This window comes from Sphingomonas turrisvirgatae, from assembly GCF_001721295.1.
Classification (GTDB): domain Bacteria; phylum Pseudomonadota; class Alphaproteobacteria; order Sphingomonadales; family Sphingomonadaceae; genus Sphingomonas; species Sphingomonas turrisvirgatae.
In genome coordinates this window covers 1-15995 of the sequence record NZ_MDDS01000010.1, presented here as the reverse complement: position 1 = coordinate 15995, position 15995 = coordinate 1, and the positions used below count along the sequence as shown (strand labels likewise).

Sequence of the window (15995 nt, the reverse complement as noted above, 5' to 3'; positions counted from 1 at the left end):
CATCTACTTGTCGCACGATCTTGGACCTTGAACATCACAAGGCCTTGGCGCAGCCTCGTCGCAGCTCTCCGCGAACCTTCAACTCGACAGCAAGCGGATAGCGTTTGTCCGACATGCCGTCTGAGCAGCTTTGATCGGGCCAGGCCCTCAGCTCAAATGGTTGTCCTTCCAGTGCGCCCGCCCAGGTTTCGCGCTTCAGGTTTTTAGCATAGCGCGTCCACACCCGCGTGCCGTCTTGATCTTCGGGATGGGAGTAGACGATGCAGCGGCCCTCGATTCGGGCAGCCCAGAAAGGCTCGGTGCCCACGGCACTTCGAGGCGTCACGCGAATAGATTTCCCGTCCTGCACCGAGCAGGCGCTAACCGCTCCGTGGGCCTGCGGGCTGGGCTGGGCCGATGCGAGCGGCTTCCTGCCGCAAGCGGCGACGAAGGCGCGAGACAGAGCCGGAGGCGGGGCAGGATGAGGTCCGCTTGATTGCGCGCCATAGCTTGCCGAAAGACGGTTGGCGACGAGTGCGGCGAGGTCTTCGGGCACCGTGCCAGCACCGGTTATACCGCCATGCTGCGTGTCGCCACCTGGGTCGGCAACGAGCACGGCAGCATTGCCGTCACTGCCAAAGGAGAGTCTTTCTTCGCTGTCGATGGGAAGGAAGCCGGGGACATTGACCAGCAGCCGATCTTCGCCACCGAAGCAGATCAGTTGGACAACGGCACTTCGGTTGGTTCCCAGCAGCGCTAGTACAGCCCCTTGGCCGGTCGGCTGTAGGGACCAGCGCTCGGTCGAGTCCGACCCGCTATCAGATTTCGCAGAAATCGAAGATGCAGGTGACGGGGAAGCGCCTATTGCCGTGGGCGATGGCTGCATGTCCGTCGCATCCTGTGGTTTGCCGCAAGATGCCAACAACACCGCCGCAGTGGTGATCAGACCCAACCGCATTGCCTCGGTCCCTTCGATGACTGATCGAGCAGTAAGAGAATGGCGCAAGCGGTTCAATCACAGGCCGCGCTAAACCGGGCAATCTTGAGCAGGCGGAGCGATTCTCGGCCCTGTCATGGCTGCCTTACTATCGGTCGACGGTGTCTCGCTGGAAGCCTGTTGCGAGAGACGCCAGTATGCCGCCACCATCAATCCCAGAATGACGAAAAGCTTTGCAGCAGGTTTCTTGAAGCCGCGTCAAAGTCGTTTGCCCGTCCCGATTGTTCGAGGATGCGGGCGCTGGCCGTGCGCGCAACGCGTCGATCATGTCAGCCGTTCGAGCATGCTTGCGAAGCAAGCCTGCTGAATGCCTCCGGCTCTGGCAGCTCGTGTCCGTCGCGGTCGGCCGGAACGCCTGTGGTCGCGTGATGGATTGGCATCCAATTGCTCTGACGAATGTTTGGACGCGACGCGTTGCTGAGATGCTCGCTGGAACAAAGGGGTCGGAATTGAACGAGGTAGCAGGGTGGATCGCGCCGATCGCCACGGTGATCGCCGCGATGATGACCGCCGCCAATCTGGGTGCGAGGGTGACCGGTTGGGGTTTTGTCGTCTTCACGATTGGGTCGCTGTGCTGGTCATGGATCGGCGTGAGTTCGGGCCAGACCAACTTGCTGGCGACCAACCTCTTCCTGACACTGGTCAATGTGGTTGGCATCTGGCGCTGGCTCGGGCGTCAGCGCGGCTATGAGGATGGAGGAAAATCCGCTGAGGTAGCCAGTCGGCGTTCGTCCGTACCGAGCCTGTTCACCGCCACCGGGATCCCCGGCACGAGCGTGGTCGATGCGCAGGGCGAGACGATCGGCAAGGCGGTCGAGGCGTTGGTGGAATGCGGAACCGGCACCGTGAGCTATGTCGTCGTCGCGCAACGGACCGCGGCCGTCGCGGAAGTGTTGCGGGCCGTGCCCTATGCGCAGCTGAGCTTCGCCTGCGATCGGCTGACGTTCAAGCCAGGCTGCGCCGCGTTCGAAGCACTGCCGCCGCTTACGGACGGCGACTGGCCCGCTGCGCCGGCTGCGGTGAAGGCATGAATCTCGCTTGGACGGCGGTCCGCATCGCGCAGACGCTGACGAGCGAAGACGTCGTCTTCCTTGCCGATGACGAACAACAGGCCGAGGCGCTGGCGGAAGCCGTGCGCGCGCTGCTGCCCGATCGCCTCATCCTGTTCTTGCCGTCCAGCGATGCCTTGCCCGGCGATGCCGCGCCGGCCTCGCCCGCCAATGCCGGTCGGCGAGTCGCGGCGCTGCGCGCGCTGCGGCAGGCGCAGCAGTCGGATAAGCGCGCACCGCTCGCCGTGATCCTGAGCGGCGAGGCGGCGGCGCGCCGTTATCCGCCGCCCGGCGCGTTCGACGCCGCACCGCCAGGCCTTAGTGTCGGCGATGCCATCGACCTGTCGACCTTCGCCGCGCAGCTTGAGGCGCTTGGCTATTTTGCCGACGATCGCATCGACGAACCCGGCGAGATGGCGGTGCGCGGCGAGGTGATCGACATCTTTCCGGCGGACGCTGGCCTTCCGGCGCGGATTGAGATTGCCGAGGGCAGGATCACCGCGATCCGCGCCTATGATCCTGTCACCCAGCGCAGCGTCGCTGAGGTGGAGATGCTTGAGATCGGCCGTGCGGCGGAACCTGAGATCGCCGATCCGGTGCCGATCCTGTCGCACCTGCCGCCAGCCGTGCTCGCCTTGTCCGACAAGGCGGAGAAGCGCCGGCAACGCTTCGTGCAACTGGCAAGCGACACCGCTGCGCTCGCCAAGTCGGCGATCGACGCGATCGACGACGACGCATGGGCTGCGGCGCAGCGCGGCTGGCGGATCGAAGCCTTCGGCGATCCGCCGCAAGACGTGCCGAACTTCGCCGAGCGCCGCGGACCGATGCCGGCGTTCGTTCGCTTCGCGCAGCCGCTCCTGGGCGAGGGCCGTGCGCTGGTCCTGGCTGGCAGCGCGCGCGACTTGCGCTTTCTGCGGCCGCGCATCGCCAAGCGGCTGAAGGTCGAGTTTGGTGAGCTTGACGGCTTTGCCGCAGTGACGAGCCTGGCAGCCGGTGCGGCCGGCAGCATCGAATTGCCGGTGGATGCTGGGTTCGTGGACGTGTCCCACGTCGTCGTCGCGGCCGCCGATCTGTTGGGCAGCCGCGCGGTGACCGGCGATGCGCCGACGCTTGCCACCGATCCGCTGCGCGCCGTTGAGGAGATCCGGCTTGGCGACGTTGTCGTGCATGAAGATCACGGCGTTGCGCAGGTCGCCGGGCTGGAGCCGGTGCCGGCGGGCGGCGGCGGGCCGGGCGAGATGATCGCGCTTGAATTCGCCGGCGGCGCGCGCCGCCTCGTCGCCGTGGACGCGGCCGGTCGCATCTGGCGCTATGGCGCGGGCGCCGACGCGGTGACCTTCGACCGGCTGGACGGCGCATCCTGGGAGAAGCGGCGGGGCGTGATCGATGCGGCGATTGGCGAAAGCGCGGCTGCGCTGACCGAACTTTCTGCGGCGCGCGCAAAGCTCGAGGCGCCGGTGCTCGACCCCGATCCCGCCGCCTATGAACGCTTCGCCAACGGGTTCGCGTTCAACGAAACCGCCGATCAGGCGCGCGCGATCCACGCCGTGCGTGCCGATCTTGCCAGCGGCAAGCCGATGGACCGGCTGGTGGTCGGCGATGTCGGCTATGGCAAGACCGAGGTCGCGTTGCGCGCTGCGGCACTCGCTGCGCTGGCGGGCTGGCAAGTCGCGATCGCCGCTCCCACCACGGTGCTGGTCCGCCAGCATCTCGAGAGTTTTCGCCGCCGCTTCGAAACATCGGGGATTGAGGTGGCGGGCCTGTCACGATTATCGAGCGCGGCCGAGAAGAAGGCGGTGAAGGCTGGCGTTGCCGATGGCACGATCGGCATCGTGGTCGGGACGGGCGCGATCATGGCCAAGGACGTGCGCTATGCGAAGCTCGGCCTGGTCGTGATCGACGAGGAGCAAAGGTTCGGCGCGGCCGACAAGGCACGGCTGCGCGGCGGTGGCGAGACGCACCTGCTGGCGCTGAGCGCAACACCCATTCCGCGCACGCTGCAGATGGCGCTGATCGGGCTGCAACAGATGTCGACCATAGCGACGCCGCCCGCGCGCCGCCAGCCGATCCGCACCAGCCTCGACCAATATGATGATGCGCGCATCCGCACCGCCTTGCTGCGTGAAAAGGGGCGGGGCGGGCAGAGCTTCGTCGTCGTGCCGCGGGTCGAGGACATGGCCCCGGGTGCCGAGAAACTGCGCCGGGTCGCGCCGGACCTCAAGCTCGTCGAAGCGCATGGCAAAATGCCGGCGGCCGATATCGATGCGGCCATGGTCGGCTTTGCCGCTGGCGACGGCGACATCCTGCTCGCGACCAACATTATCGAGGCGGGGCTGGACGTGCCGCGCGCCAACACGATGATCGTCTGGCGCGCCGACCGTTTTGGTCTGGCGCAGCTTCACCAGCTGCGCGGCCGCGTCGGGCGTGGCAACCGGCGTGGGCAGGTGCTCCTGCTGACGCAGGCGCAGGACGCGATCGGCGAGCGCACACTCAAGCGCTTGCGGACGCTGGCCGCCTTCGACCGCCTGGGCGCGGGGTTCGAGATCAGCGCGCAGGACCTGGATATGCGCGGCGGCGGCGACCTGCTGGGCGAAACGCAAGCCGGGCACATGAAGCTGATCGGGACCGATCTCTACCAGCATCTGCTAAGTCAGGCGCTTCGCCGCGCGCGCGGGGAAGCGGTCGAATATTGGACGCCCGAGCTCAATATCGGCGTGTCCGGCATGCTGCCGCCCGACTGGATTCCGGAGATGGACACCCGATTGTCACTCTATGTCCGGCTGGCGCGGCTTGAGGCTGAAGCCGGACTCGATGCGTTCGAAGAGGAGCTGGTCGACCGGTTCGGCCCGCTGCCTCCTGAAGCCGAAGCATTGCTGCTGCAAGCGCGGATTCGGACGGCAGCGCGCGCGCTGGAGATTGCCCGGATCGACGCCGGGGACGCCGCCATCGCATTGACTCCGCGCGCCGGCTTCAGCGCCGATGCCACGGCTGCCGGGCTGACCTTAAAGGGCGACCGGCTGCTGCTGGGCGAAATGACGCAGGTGGAAACGCGCGCCGCACGGGTGCTGGCGCTGCTCGAAGCGCTCGCTGATTGACCGTTCGATGAGACGTCGGCGCGCCGTCAGTGGCGGCGGCGCAACCGGCGATCGTTGGCGGTCACCGCGGCATGGACCGGCGCCATGGCGCGCCCGCCGGCCAGGCTCATCTCGAGCGCCAGGCGCGAGCCTCGATCCGCGATGCGCGCCATTCTCGCGGCATTGGGCGGCCAGCTGAACAAGGCGCTCATGAGGTCGCGGCCTTGATCCAGCATCTCGCCGTGAATTGCGGTCCAATCATTCGCCATCACGGACCCGGCCTTGCCGAACGCGGCCACCTTCTCTGGCACCATCTTGCCGAGTTCGCGATAATCGCCCTGTAGCGGGTTACGCATTGCGGTATCGATCGTTTGGCTGCGGCTGCCCATGACATGGCAGGTTGCCAGCATGGTTTCGCCATAAGTCGCCGCATTGGCCCATAGCGATTGGCCCAGCTTCCAGCCGTCGACCCAGTATATGGCCGCGCTCAGATCGATGCCTGGTCTAGCGTGGTCAGTTCGGGCTTGGGCAGGCCCGAAGCCTTGTATTCCGCCTCGAGCTCGGTCTTGCGCGCCAGCAGCCGCTCGCCCAGCTCGTCCATGTCGAGACCGGCCTTGCGCGCCTGGGCGAACATGCCCTCCATGCGCTTTTCCTCCTCTTCGACATGATGCTCGATCTGCTCGGACAATACCTTGACCTTGGCGTCGTAGAATTCGTCGGAAGGCGTGCCCGCTTCGATGTCGGCGATCAGCACCTTGGCGCCGTCATGCTCGACATAGGCTTCCTTGAGCAGGTCCTCTTCGATCTTCCCCTCGCATGCCGGATAGAAGATCTCCTCTTCGATCTTGGCATGGATCGTCAGCTCCATGCAGATCTGCAGCGCAATCTTCTGCTTCTTGCCCTCGCCCCTTGCGCTTTCGAACTGCTCGAACAGGTCTTCGACGGTGCGATGATCGGCTTTGAGCAGCGCGACGGCGTCTTGTTTGGTGTTGGCCATGATTGATCTCCCTGATTGCCAAATAGAACCAAGGGTTGGCTGCGTTCGTTCCGCTATGAAGCCAGCTGCGAGTCGTTAGCACCGCGATCTTGGCTGCCGTCATCTTCCGCCGCAGCGCCAGGCTTGGCCGTCCAAGCGGCGGCGACCGGCGGGTCTACCGGGGCAGTGCAAGCATGGAGAGCGCAATTGCAGCAAGGGCCAGGACACGCGTCGATGTGCCGAACGCCTGTACGGCGCCACCGCGCCGGTCACGGTTTGCCATCAGCAATTGTAATCGGGAATCACCCTCCCATGCGACATCTCGGTTCTTCAGGGCTTGCGATCGGACCGGGCGAGCGCATCTGCCACCACGGCTTTCCCGCGGAATGCGCACTATCGAAGATCGCATCCACCTGATCACAAAGTTCGCGCTTCCACTGCAATAGTCTGGTGATGGGGGCACGAGCGAGCGCCCCGGGGGCAACTGGCGCTCTCAGCCAGAAAAGCTCTTGCAATGTTGGAACGTAAAGTGAACGTGGATTAGCTCCAGTGAATGGAGCAAGCATGACCACGGCCTATATTCTGATGGGCGCTGCAGCCCTGATCAGCAGCATTTCCACCTTGATCTGGTCCATCCGTCGCGCGCGTTGAACGCGTCGCGGGAACGCGCATCGGCGGGCGGCGGAGCAGGCGTAAGGCGGCAGGCACCAGTGGAGACACGCGATGCAGGTCTCGATACCGCCGCCGTCCGCCGATGTGTCATCGACACGCGCAAGAGCAGTGAAGAGGGGCTCGGTCGAGAGCTCAATTCACTCGAGGCGCAGCGCGACACCTGTTCGGGCCTATATTCGGAGCCAGCGATACAAAGGCTGGATGGAATTGCCCCAGCATTATGCCGATGCGGCTGGTCCGGCGCTTCTACAATTGCTGACCGACTTCGAAGCAGGCCGGATGACCACAGACGCTAGGGCAAAGACTTGGAGGCGGTCAGCGTCGCGCTTTCAGGAGTTTCGAACGAGGTGATGATCGGGCAGGGACCCGTCGCGCCGCTTCCACATTCCCTCGCCAGCCGGCGCAGGGATGTGCGCGCTTTCTCCAGTTCGGCAATCTTGGTGTCGAGCGCAGCGATGCGTTCGACGGCAAGTTCGCGTGCGCGCGTGCGGTCGTTGGTCGCGTCCAAAGCAAGCAGCTCTGCGATCTGCTCGAGCGTGAAGCCTGCCGCCTGACCTGATCGGATGAAGCGAAGGCGGTGGACATCCTCCTCGCCATAGCGCCGGATGTGACCCGCCTGTCCGGCGCCGGTGGGCCCGGCCGGGATCTTCAGCAGCCCGCGCCGCTGATAATAGCGAATTGTTTCGACACCCACGCCGCCCGCGCGCGCCAGCCGGGCAATCGTCAATCGGGACATCGCTTGACTCCGTACCATGGTACAGCGCCTATATGGGCTGCAGCCTGATGAATTCCAGTCGAAAGCTGCTGCAATGACCTTACCTGCCGAACCCCGCCGCGCCGTTCTTTATCGCATGGTGATGGACACGCATGTCTGTCCCTACGGCCTTAAGGCTCGTGACCTGCTGCGCCGGCAAGGCTATGCGGTCGAGGATCATTGGCTTCTTACGCGCCCGGAAACCGACGCGTTCAAGACTGAACATCGCGTAACGACGACGCCGCAGATCTTCATCGAGGGCAAGCGGATCGGCGGTTATGACGACCTTCGGCGTCATTTCGGCAAGGTCGTCGCAGATCCGAAGGCGACGAGCTACAAGCCGATCGCCGCCTTGTTCGCCATGACTGCGCTGATGGCGCTCGCGGCGAGTCATGCCGTTCATGGCACCCCGTTCACGCTGCGCGCGGCGGAATGGTTCATCGGGTTCAGCATGACGGTGCTGGCACTGCTGAAGCTTCAGAATGTCGAGAGCTTTGCGACGATGTTCCTCAACTATGACCTGCTGGCAAAGCGCTGGGTGCCATATTCCTATGTCTATCCCTTTGCCGAGGGGCTTGCGGGCGTGCTGATGATCGCCGGCGCGCTAACCTGGCTTTCTGTGACGATCGCGCTGTTCATCGGCACGATTGGCGCGGCGTCCGTAGTGAAGGCCGTCTATGTCGACAGGCGCGAACTGAAATGTGCTTGCGTGGGTGGGGCCAGCAACGTGCCGCTCGGCTTCGTTTCGCTGACGGAGAACCTGATGATGGTCGCGATGGCGGCCTGGATGGCAGCGGCGGCGTTTTAGCTGATCTGAAGCGTCGTACGTACGATACATATAGGTCCAGGTTGTTACTGAGTTCGTCCAAGGACATTGCCCAAAAGCCCATGCGCCACGCCGAATTTTCTTCCCTTCATCGCTCCGCTTTGGTTGGCGTCGGTAATGAGCAAGAGACCTGACTGGCGCGCACGGGTGCAGGCTCTGGAATATGCTTTGATCGCGATCCTCTTGCTTGGCTCGTTCATGGCCGGCGCGCTTGGGTTCGTGCGGTGGCTCATCGACACGCTTTAACTGCAGAAGCGGCGCCGACGAATGCCGGGGCTGGGCAGGGTGAGGATCAGGCGGTATCCTCACTCATGATCGAAGAACGCGAGATCTGGGCTTGCACGCACCAGCTGGTGCGGCAGCATGGGGCGCACGCGTGGTATGTCGCGTCACAACGCGCGGACGAATTACTGGCCGAGGGCCAGATGGAGGGGCATCGGACCTTCCTCCGCATCCTCGATCGCATCCGCCAGCTTGAAGCAATGAGCCCGGGCGGGGCAGTTCATTGATGGCTCCATTGGCTGAGACTCTGCCGGGTGGGATGGTTCTGCGCCGTGAGGCATAGTTTGCGAGACTGATTTCGCTGTTTTCCAGGCCTCAGCCCAACCTTCAACGAATGAAGAGCAAGCATGAAATGAACGCAGGCCAGCCGCAATGGTATCCGACGATCTTCAATGCGGTGGCGCTTGCCGAAGTGTTGGCGATTTCGCCAAGCTTAGCACAGTCGCGCCAGGCGGAGCTGCACACCTTTCATTGCCTGAAGGGTTGTCCGATCGGCGCGCCGCCACCAACGACATCGTCGTGCGAGAGACCTATAGGCTTCCCCCCAACGACTTGACCACGCTCGCCGACTGGGTGGCCTATCGGATTACCCGCGAGTTCCGCTCAGTGCGGGGCCAGCCCCATCTCGACGCCTGTCTTATCATGGAGTGCGAAGCGATCGACGATGTCGGCGCTTGCTCGGTTATAACCAATCACATCGACATCGCGGCCATCGCGTCTCAAGCGCGCGACGATCTTGTCCAGCGCGCCAACGCCCGAGATGTCCCAGAAGTGCGCTGCGGTCACGTCGATCAGGACTCGGCTCGCGCTGTCCTCGGCCTGAAACACGCGCGTGAACCGATCGACCGACGCGAAGAAGATCTCGCCGGTAACGCGATAAGTCGCCTGCACGCCATCGACCGACGCTTCGCGCTCGACTGAAAACATGCGCTGGACCTTGCCGGCGAAGAAGATGCCCGAGAGCAGCACGCCGGCGAGCACGCCCAAGGACAGATCGTGAGTCGCCACCACGACCACGACGGTCGTTATCATCACCACGGACGAGGTCAGTGGGTGGCGACGAAGGTTCGAGATCGAGTTCCAGCTGAACGTGCCGATCGACACCATGATCATGACGGCAACCAGCGCGGGCATCGGCACGCGCCCGACATAGGGACCCAGGACGACAAGCAGGAAAAGCAGGAACCCGCCAGCGACGAAGGTCGACAGTCGGCTGCGGCCACCTGACGTGACGTTGATGACCGATTGGCCGATCATGGCGCAGCCGCCCATGCCGCCAAACAGTGCCGACACGATGTTCGAACCGCCCTGGCCAGCGCATTCCCGACGCTTGTTACTATCGGTGTCGGTCATGTCATCGACGATCTGCGCGGTCAGCAGGGATTCAAGCAGACCGACCGCCGCCATCGTCAGTGAATAGGGAAGGATGATCTGCAGCGTGTCGAGCGTCAGCGGCACCTGGGGCAGCGCGAAGCTGGGCAGCGCTTCGGGCAGCTTGCCGATGTCGCCGACCGTGTTGACAGGCAGGCCGAGAGCGATGCTGATCGCGCTCAAGATCAGGATCGCCACCAGCGGCGAGGGGATCGCTTTGGTAATGCGGGGGAAACCGTAGATGATCGCCAGGCCACCAGCGACCATGGCATAGGTCTCCCAGCCAACATTGGTAAGCTGCGGCAGCTGGGCCATGAAGATCAGGATGGCGAGCGCGTTAACGAAGCCGGTGATGACCGACCGCGAGACGAACTGCATGACGAGATCGAGCCGCAGCAACCCGGCCGCGATCTGAATGAGACCCATCAGGATCGTAGCGGCGAACAGATACTCGACGCCATGATCGAGCACGAGTGGCACGACCAATATGGCGACCGCTGCCGTCGCGGCCGAGATCATGCCTGGCCTCCCGCCAATAAATGCGATCGTCAGCGCGATGGCGACCGAGGCGTACAGGCCGACCCGTGGGTCAACGCCGGCAATGATTGAAAAGCCGATCGCTTCGGGAATGAGCGCAAGCGCGACGACGATGCCGGCCAATATGTCCCGGCGCGCCGTAATGGCGTCAGTGAACCACTGGCGGCGGTAAACAGAAACATCGAATGTCATTGGTGATCCACAACAGGGCACAGAGCGCACTTGGGGCGCACAGGGTTGGTGCGTGTTGTTGTCCGGCGGATCGGCGGCCGGAATAGCCACCCGGAATTTCACCGGGTCCTTGCGAATGCGAGCGCCATATCAACTCCCAATGAAACGGGCAATGGCCGGCCCATATAGGGGTGCCTTCGAGGCTGCCTGCACTCCGCCCGCAAATGATTAATCCGCAACTGCCGGACGCGCATGCAGGGTTGGAGGGCAGGGGGGATTTGGCGCGACTATATAGCAGCACGCAACTTATACCCGTAACCCACGATTCGCCAAAAGCGACGTAGCGGCGAAGAGATGTTCCATAGATGTTCTGATCATGATAGCGGGTGCGCATGAGCGACGAGTTGGACCTTGATGACAGTGCCCCCCGGCGACGGCGAGCGTCCAAGGCCGATGCGGTCGTGGCCAGTCCTCGAGCGAAAAGCCTGCAGGGCCATGGGCGAAATTCAAAAGTCTATGTTCCGGTCATCCTGAAGCTGTTCCAGGACCGCTGGCGTCCCGGCGCTGCTACGGTTGTCTTTTCGCTCGACGACGTTCGCACGGCGGTCGAAGCAGTGCGGGCGGTGTCGGACAATCCAGATGCCATTTCATCGCGCAATCCTGCCGATGTCATCTACCGCATGCGTTCGCGCACCAAGCTGCCGGAGGAAATCCTGGCCAAGGGCTTCCATGTCCTGCGGGCGGTCGGCCGCGGTCGCTATCAATTCGAGAAGGCCTCGAGCGGGATCATGGAGGTCCCCGTCAGCGAACTCGTGCCGGCGATCGACCAGACGCCAATGCCAGTGCGGCGGCTGCTTCCTGAGACGATGGCGGAAATGGACGAGCAGGCGCTGCTCTCCGTAGTCGGCTACTGCCAGCTGCTTGATCATTTCACAGGCATGAAGATCTACCGCTTGCGCAGTCATGTGCGAAAGAGCGTGCCGGGGATCGGACAGGCGGAGCTCGATGCGATTGACGTCGGTATCGCCTCAGGCGACGATGATGTTCCGGTCGTCTTCCCGATTGAGGCGAAAGCTGTATCCGACGAGCTCAATCGGGTGCAGATCTTCAACATGATCCAATACGCCGCGCATTATTTTCCAGGTCTGAAAGTCAGGCCCCTGGCGCTCAAGGTGGATTACCAATCAGCGGTCCACCTCATGGAATTCAACATCGCTGAGCGGCCCGGCGATCTGCGGATCATCCGCTCGGCAAGCTACGCGATCAACACCTCCGAGGCGCAGCTCGCGATGATCCGCGCAACCAATGTACCTAAACAATGAGCCGGACCATGCCGACAGGGATTGAACTTTTCGCCGGATGCGGCGGGCTTTCGACTGGATTTCTCGATGCCGGGCTGCATATCGCCGCCGGCTTCGAACTCGATGCGCGGGCGGTCGATGCGTATAATTACAATCATGAATATCGCGGCAGCACCGGTTTCATCGCCGATCTGAGCGTCGCCTCCGGCGCCGAATTGCTTGCGAAGGCTCAATGCAAAAAGATCGATGTTCTGATCGGCGGTCCTCCCTGCCAGCCCTTCTCGATCGCGGGGAAGCGACAAGGCAAGCGGGACATCCGCGCGGACCTGATCGGGCATTTCATCCGCCTCGTCGGCGAGTTGAAGCCGAACGCGTTCCTACTCGAGAATGTGCCGAATCTGGCAGCGATTTCGGAAGGTGCCTTCCTGGAGGAAACGCAGGCCGCGCTTCGCGCTTTAGGCTATGCCGTCGATCACCGCATCGTATCGGCGGCGGATTTTGGCGTGCCCCAGAATCGCAAGCGCCTGGTGATGCTTGGGATCAAGGGGAAGGTACCGCCGCGGTTCCCCGAGGCGACTCACGGTACCGACCAAACACCCTATCGCTCGTCGGCGAGTGCAATCGCGGATCTGCCTGACGCTGGCGAGTTTGGCGAAACGGGCATCTATAATCATGAGCCGACGGTCCATTCCGCCGACATGGTCGCGCGGTTGAGCACGTTGCAGCCGGGCAAGCGCGAGCGCGGATCATTCCATGACCGTCTTCATCCCGAGCGCCCCTCCTATACGCTGCGCGCTGGGTCGGGAAACTTCTCGCCGCTACGACCGGTCCACTACAAGCATCACCGGGTCATCACGGTGCGCGAAAGCGCACGGATCCAGGGCTTTTCCGACGATTTCCGCTGGCCTGACCGGATTCCACGGCTGCAGCAATATCGCCAGGTCGGCAATGCGGTGCCGCCGCCGATGGCGAAGGCCTTTGCCGAGTGTCTGGCTGCCCAGCTTGGGTGGACGCTCGATCCGGCGGCATGCGCCGGCGATCCTGCGACCCGCCCCGAAGCCAACAGCATGACGGACAAGGAGCGCAAGGCGCTGCGAGAGGCGCGGATGCGTGGCGCTTCGCTGGGCAAGGTTGCTCTGCGCGGGGACTGACCGCTTTGGCCGGCTGATGGCGATCAACGTTGAGGATCGCGCGCTGGCCGATGGTGCCCAACCTGTTCGGGTCGGTGACCTGGCGGGTGACCCGGCGGCCATCATGAGCTGCAAGGCGGTGTTCGGGCGTAAGCTCACACCTGCTTTGTTTTGCCGGACGGTCGGGAAGACCGGGAACAACCCGGGACTGGCGAAGCGCCAGGCTGCCAATCTAATTGATCGTGGAGAGGCTCTCGTGAGGCGGACCTTGTGGTCCGGTCACAACGAAGGTCAAGCACTGCTCGCGGACGATCATTGTTATTGGCCGATATGTCTCTATTGAGAGGTCCAAATCTGATGGAGACGATCATGAGCGACGAAACCAGCCTCAGCGCAGTTGAGCTTGCAGCTGAACTTACCGCAGCCTGGCTGGCCAACAACAACACTCGGTCCTCTACCGAAGACGCAGTCGCGTTCATGACCGCAATGCACAAGACAGTTGGTGAGCTTGCTGCACCGGGTTCGGCTGAAGCTGAGACGGCTGCTGCGCCAGAGTTTACGCCGGCGGTGACTGCTCGCAAGAGTCTCGCCAGTCGGGAGCACATCATCTCGATGATCGACGGACGTCCGTACCGGACATTGACTCGTCATCTGGGCACCCATGGCCTTACCGCGGACCAGTATCGCGCTCGGTATAATCTGCCCGCAACTTATCCGATGACCGCGCCCGCCTATTCCGAGCAGCGTCGCGAGATGGCCAAGAAGATCGGATTGGGCCGCAAACCGGGACAGAAGGTTGAGAGCAAGCCGGCTGCAAAGGCACCACGCAGGGCAAAGAAGACAACTCCGCCCGAGGCGTGACGACGGAGCTGTCACAACCATCTCGGGACCTCCAGACCTCCGGGACCGCGCGTGTCATTGGTTGAGTTATCCAATCGGGCTGATGCTTCGATTCGACAATTCATCTTGGCATCGAGACTGGACCGTTGCTGCCGCAATACAGGGTGGCGGTCGGTGATCTGGCGGTAAGCATGGCCGGTAGGCCGTCTTGCTATTCTGGCCGGCTCTTCTGGTAGGCGAGCTTGCCGGTATGGCGGCGGATGGCGATGGCGGCGACGGCGCGCCGGGTGAAGCGTTCGCCGATATCATCGGGGTTGTAAGCGCCGCCATACCATTCACGCAGGCGGTCGTGATCCTCGTGGGCGGGATCGGCCATGGCTTCGAGGAACATCTCGTATCCGGGCAAGCCGCCGACGTCCTCGGGCGGACAGCGCCGCTCACCGGCGACGAAGCGCGGATATTTGATGTCGGGCTCGCCGGGGCCGACAGTCTCGACGGTGATGGTGTGCCGCCAGTCGTCACCCATGTCGTAGGTGTAGACGAGTTCTCGCACGTCGCGGTCGACGAGGGCGGCGAGCTTCACGCTCTTCGCGGCGGTCATGCCGCTCTCCGGCCAAACCAGATCCGGCAAGCCGTAGCGCCGGTCGCCGGCCTCGAAGTGCCAGAGATGACAGTTCTCCCAACCCATCGCGGCCTGGACGATGTCGTGGAGCATCTTGAGGCTGGCGGTGACCGGCACGTCGACCCGGCGCCAGATGACAGGTTCGATGTTGTTCAGGACGATGTGCAGGCGGGCGACGATTTCGGCGTTCATGCCGCGAGTCTGGCAGGTTCGCGAGACCAATTCCACGGCATGAGTTCGTCCCAGCGGCTGGCGGGCCAGTTGTTGGCGACCTTGACGATGACATCGGCGATATAGGCCTGCGGGTCGACGCCGTTGGCCTTACAGGTCTGGAAGACGGTGTAGGCAGTAGAGCTCGAGACGGAAAGCGCCGTTCCCGCAACCGAGACTGCCGCGCCCGACATGACGCCGCGGCCGCGGCCCTCACCGAATGCTTACGGCGAAGCTACTCGAGCGTTGATCGAAAGGTGCGCCAATCACCGAAGCAAATTCTGTCGTGGGAACGAACGGCGCGAGGATCTCAGTTGCCGGCGTTCCGGTAGGCCTCATCTTCCCGATGGATCTCATCGCCATCCGGCAACCGCGAAGTTAGAGGCAAAGCAGCAAAGCGCCCTAATTCCGGTCGTCTGGTCGTTCGTGTAGCTTGCCCGGAACCTGCCGTTCGTTCATCGACTGAGCTAGGTCGGTGTGCATTCGGCAAGCGCAGACGTTTTCGTCCCGTTGGCCGCTAGCCAACGAGGCATTTGAGCAAACTGATATATTGGACATGGTCGTCACGTCGAAACTCGGCTTACCCCGTCGCATTTTTCCGCTAGGTTCGTGGGCATGACGGCTGAGGTCTTTCCTGACGAATTTAGCGTACTTGAGGCCTGCGGCCGGCTAATCGACTTCAATGCATGGGAGCAGACCAAGATCGACCCAGAGGGCTGGCTGTCGAACTTCTCCGCCGACGAGCGACCTTTCGCGCTGGTCATGCTGAGCAGGTTCACGTTCCTTACGGACCATCTCGTCGACCAGCTCTTCCGATCGGCGTTCCAGAACCTGTCCAATGCTCTGTTCGGCGAAGCGTGGCCGAAGTTCGACGAGGTCTGTGATCGCTGGCGCACCTTCTGCAACAGCGCGCTGATCACGATCGTGCAAGGCGAGACTCCCAACCCTTCCGACAGCGGGTGGCTGTTCGCGAGGAAAGCGCGGCAGGCGGTAGGCATCGATCAGGACCAGCTAAAAGAACCGCGCGAGGTCGTCGCGATGCTCGCCGACGGCTTCTCCGGGCCGGTCGTATTCGTCGTAAGCGTGGCGTGAGGACCGCAGTTTATGCGGCTTGGGCTGTTGGCTGATCTGTCTGGGGCACCCAGTTCCACGGCATCAGCTCGTCCCAGCGGGTGGCGGGCCAGTCGCCGGCGACCCTGGCGAT

General features: G+C 63.2%; 17 protein-coding genes, 1 pseudogene and 1 other annotated feature. Of the genes and pseudogenes, 11 read left to right on the top strand and 7 right to left on the bottom strand.

The annotated features are described in order from the left end of the window. Window positions 1–34 precede the first annotated feature (34 nt). The gene (locus BFL28_RS20655; RefSeq protein ID WP_131818592.1) at window positions 35–937 is read right to left on the bottom strand and encodes a hypothetical protein; all 903 of its coding nucleotides are present in this window, start codon (window positions 935–937) and stop codon (window positions 35–37) included. Window positions 938–1425: 488 nt separating this feature from the next. On the opposite strand from BFL28_RS20655, the gene BFL28_RS04320 reads away from it, so the two are divergent. Then, on the top strand, window positions 1426–2007 hold the full coding sequence (locus BFL28_RS04320; protein ID WP_439571039.1) for a PRC-barrel domain containing protein: 582 nt from the start codon (window positions 1426–1428) through the stop codon (window positions 2005–2007). Continuing rightward, a complete protein-coding gene (locus tag BFL28_RS04315) occupies window positions 2004–5120 on the top strand; it encodes a TRCF domain-containing protein (RefSeq protein WP_069319384.1) in 3117 nt (1038 codons plus the stop codon). The genes BFL28_RS04320 and BFL28_RS04315 overlap by 4 nt, the downstream gene beginning before the upstream one ends. A gap of 26 nt (window positions 5121–5146) precedes the next feature. On the opposite strand, the gene BFL28_RS04310 is transcribed toward BFL28_RS04315, so the two are convergent. The 3 genes from BFL28_RS04310 to BFL28_RS04300 all read right to left on the bottom strand — a co-directional run bounded on the left by BFL28_RS04310 (window position 5147) and on the right by BFL28_RS04300 (window position 7483). Continuing rightward, window positions 5147–5509, bottom strand: coding sequence for a hypothetical protein (locus BFL28_RS04310; RefSeq protein ID WP_069319383.1), 363 nt, complete (start codon window positions 5507–5509; stop codon window positions 5147–5149). Window positions 5510–5586: 77 nt separating this feature from the next. Continuing rightward, entirely contained in the window at window positions 5587–6096 is a 510-nt protein-coding gene (locus BFL28_RS04305) for a hemerythrin domain-containing protein (protein WP_069319382.1), read from the bottom strand. A 943-nt stretch (window positions 6097–7039) separates the two neighbouring features. Next, window positions 7040–7483, bottom strand: a complete 444-nt coding sequence (locus BFL28_RS04300; RefSeq protein WP_069319381.1) for a MerR family transcriptional regulator — start codon at window positions 7481–7483, stop codon at window positions 7040–7042. A 73-nt stretch (window positions 7484–7556) separates the two neighbouring features. Between BFL28_RS04300 and BFL28_RS04295 the strand changes: the two genes are divergently transcribed. The 4 genes from BFL28_RS04295 to BFL28_RS21045 all read left to right on the top strand — a co-directional run bounded on the left by BFL28_RS04295 (window position 7557) and on the right by BFL28_RS21045 (window position 9165). Further along, window positions 7557–8309: a glutaredoxin family protein gene (locus BFL28_RS04295; RefSeq protein WP_069319428.1), complete on the top strand. Its 753-nt coding sequence runs from the start codon at window positions 7557–7559 to the stop codon at window positions 8307–8309. 135 nt (window positions 8310–8444) lie between these two features. Continuing rightward, window positions 8445–8573: a hypothetical protein gene (locus BFL28_RS21660; protein WP_277620988.1), complete on the top strand. Its 129-nt coding sequence runs from the start codon at window positions 8445–8447 to the stop codon at window positions 8571–8573. 65 nt (window positions 8574–8638) lie between these two features. Then, entirely contained in the window at window positions 8639–8836 is a 198-nt protein-coding gene (locus tag BFL28_RS04290; protein WP_069319380.1) for a hypothetical protein, read from the top strand. 107 nt (window positions 8837–8943) lie between these two features. Then, a complete protein-coding gene (locus BFL28_RS21045) occupies window positions 8944–9165 on the top strand; it encodes a hypothetical protein (protein WP_173655671.1) in 222 nt (73 codons plus the stop codon). A gap of 47 nt (window positions 9166–9212) precedes the next feature. On the opposite strand, the gene BFL28_RS04285 is transcribed toward BFL28_RS21045, so the two are convergent. Next, on the bottom strand, window positions 9213–10709 hold the full coding sequence (locus BFL28_RS04285; protein ID WP_069319379.1) for a SulP family inorganic anion transporter: 1497 nt from the start codon (window positions 10707–10709) through the stop codon (window positions 9213–9215). Window positions 10710–10765: 56 nt separating this feature from the next. After that, window positions 10766–10821, bottom strand: a sequence feature (sul1 is cis-regulatory element that is thought to sense ions involved in sulfur or methionine metabolism; They are found in Alphaproteobacteria). Window positions 10822–11080: 259 nt separating this feature from the next. On the opposite strand from BFL28_RS04285, the gene BFL28_RS04280 reads away from it, so the two are divergent. The 4 genes from BFL28_RS04280 to BFL28_RS04265 are packed head-to-tail and all read left to right on the top strand — an operon-like array spanning window position 11081 to window position 13980. Then, on the top strand, window positions 11081–12010 hold the full coding sequence (locus BFL28_RS04280) for a hypothetical protein (RefSeq protein ID WP_069319378.1): 930 nt from the start codon (window positions 11081–11083) through the stop codon (window positions 12008–12010). A gap of 8 nt (window positions 12011–12018) precedes the next feature. Then, a complete protein-coding gene (locus tag BFL28_RS04275; protein WP_158011622.1) occupies window positions 12019–13140 on the top strand; it encodes a DNA cytosine methyltransferase in 1122 nt (373 codons plus the stop codon). A gap of 16 nt (window positions 13141–13156) precedes the next feature. After that, the gene (locus tag BFL28_RS04270) at window positions 13157–13462 is read left to right on the top strand and encodes a hypothetical protein (protein ID WP_131818591.1); all 306 of its coding nucleotides are present in this window, start codon (window positions 13157–13159) and stop codon (window positions 13460–13462) included. Between the two features lie 26 nt (window positions 13463–13488). Then, window positions 13489–13980 (top strand): Ros/MucR family transcriptional regulator, encoded by a 492-nt coding sequence (locus tag BFL28_RS04265; RefSeq protein ID WP_069319427.1) that lies wholly within the window; start codon window positions 13489–13491, stop codon window positions 13978–13980. A gap of 190 nt (window positions 13981–14170) precedes the next feature. Here the strand turns inward: BFL28_RS04265 and BFL28_RS04260 are convergent, their stop codons facing one another. Both BFL28_RS04260 and BFL28_RS04255 read right to left on the bottom strand, forming a co-directional pair. Beyond that, window positions 14171–14773, bottom strand: a complete 603-nt coding sequence (locus tag BFL28_RS04260) for a plasmid pRiA4b ORF-3 family protein (protein WP_069319375.1) — start codon at window positions 14771–14773, stop codon at window positions 14171–14173. Then, a pseudogene (locus tag BFL28_RS04255) lies at window positions 14770–14919 on the bottom strand (transposase domain-containing protein); the annotation flags it as partial. The gene BFL28_RS04260 and the pseudogene BFL28_RS04255, both read right to left, overlap by 4 nt. A 487-nt stretch (window positions 14920–15406) precedes the next feature. On the opposite strand from BFL28_RS04255, the gene BFL28_RS04250 reads away from it, so the two are divergent. After that, window positions 15407–15883 carry a phosphoribosyltransferase-like protein gene (locus tag BFL28_RS04250; protein WP_069319373.1) on the top strand — a complete coding sequence of 159 codons (477 nt, stop codon included), beginning with the start codon at window positions 15407–15409 and terminating at the stop codon, window positions 15881–15883. Window positions 15884–15995: the final 112 nt, after the last annotated feature.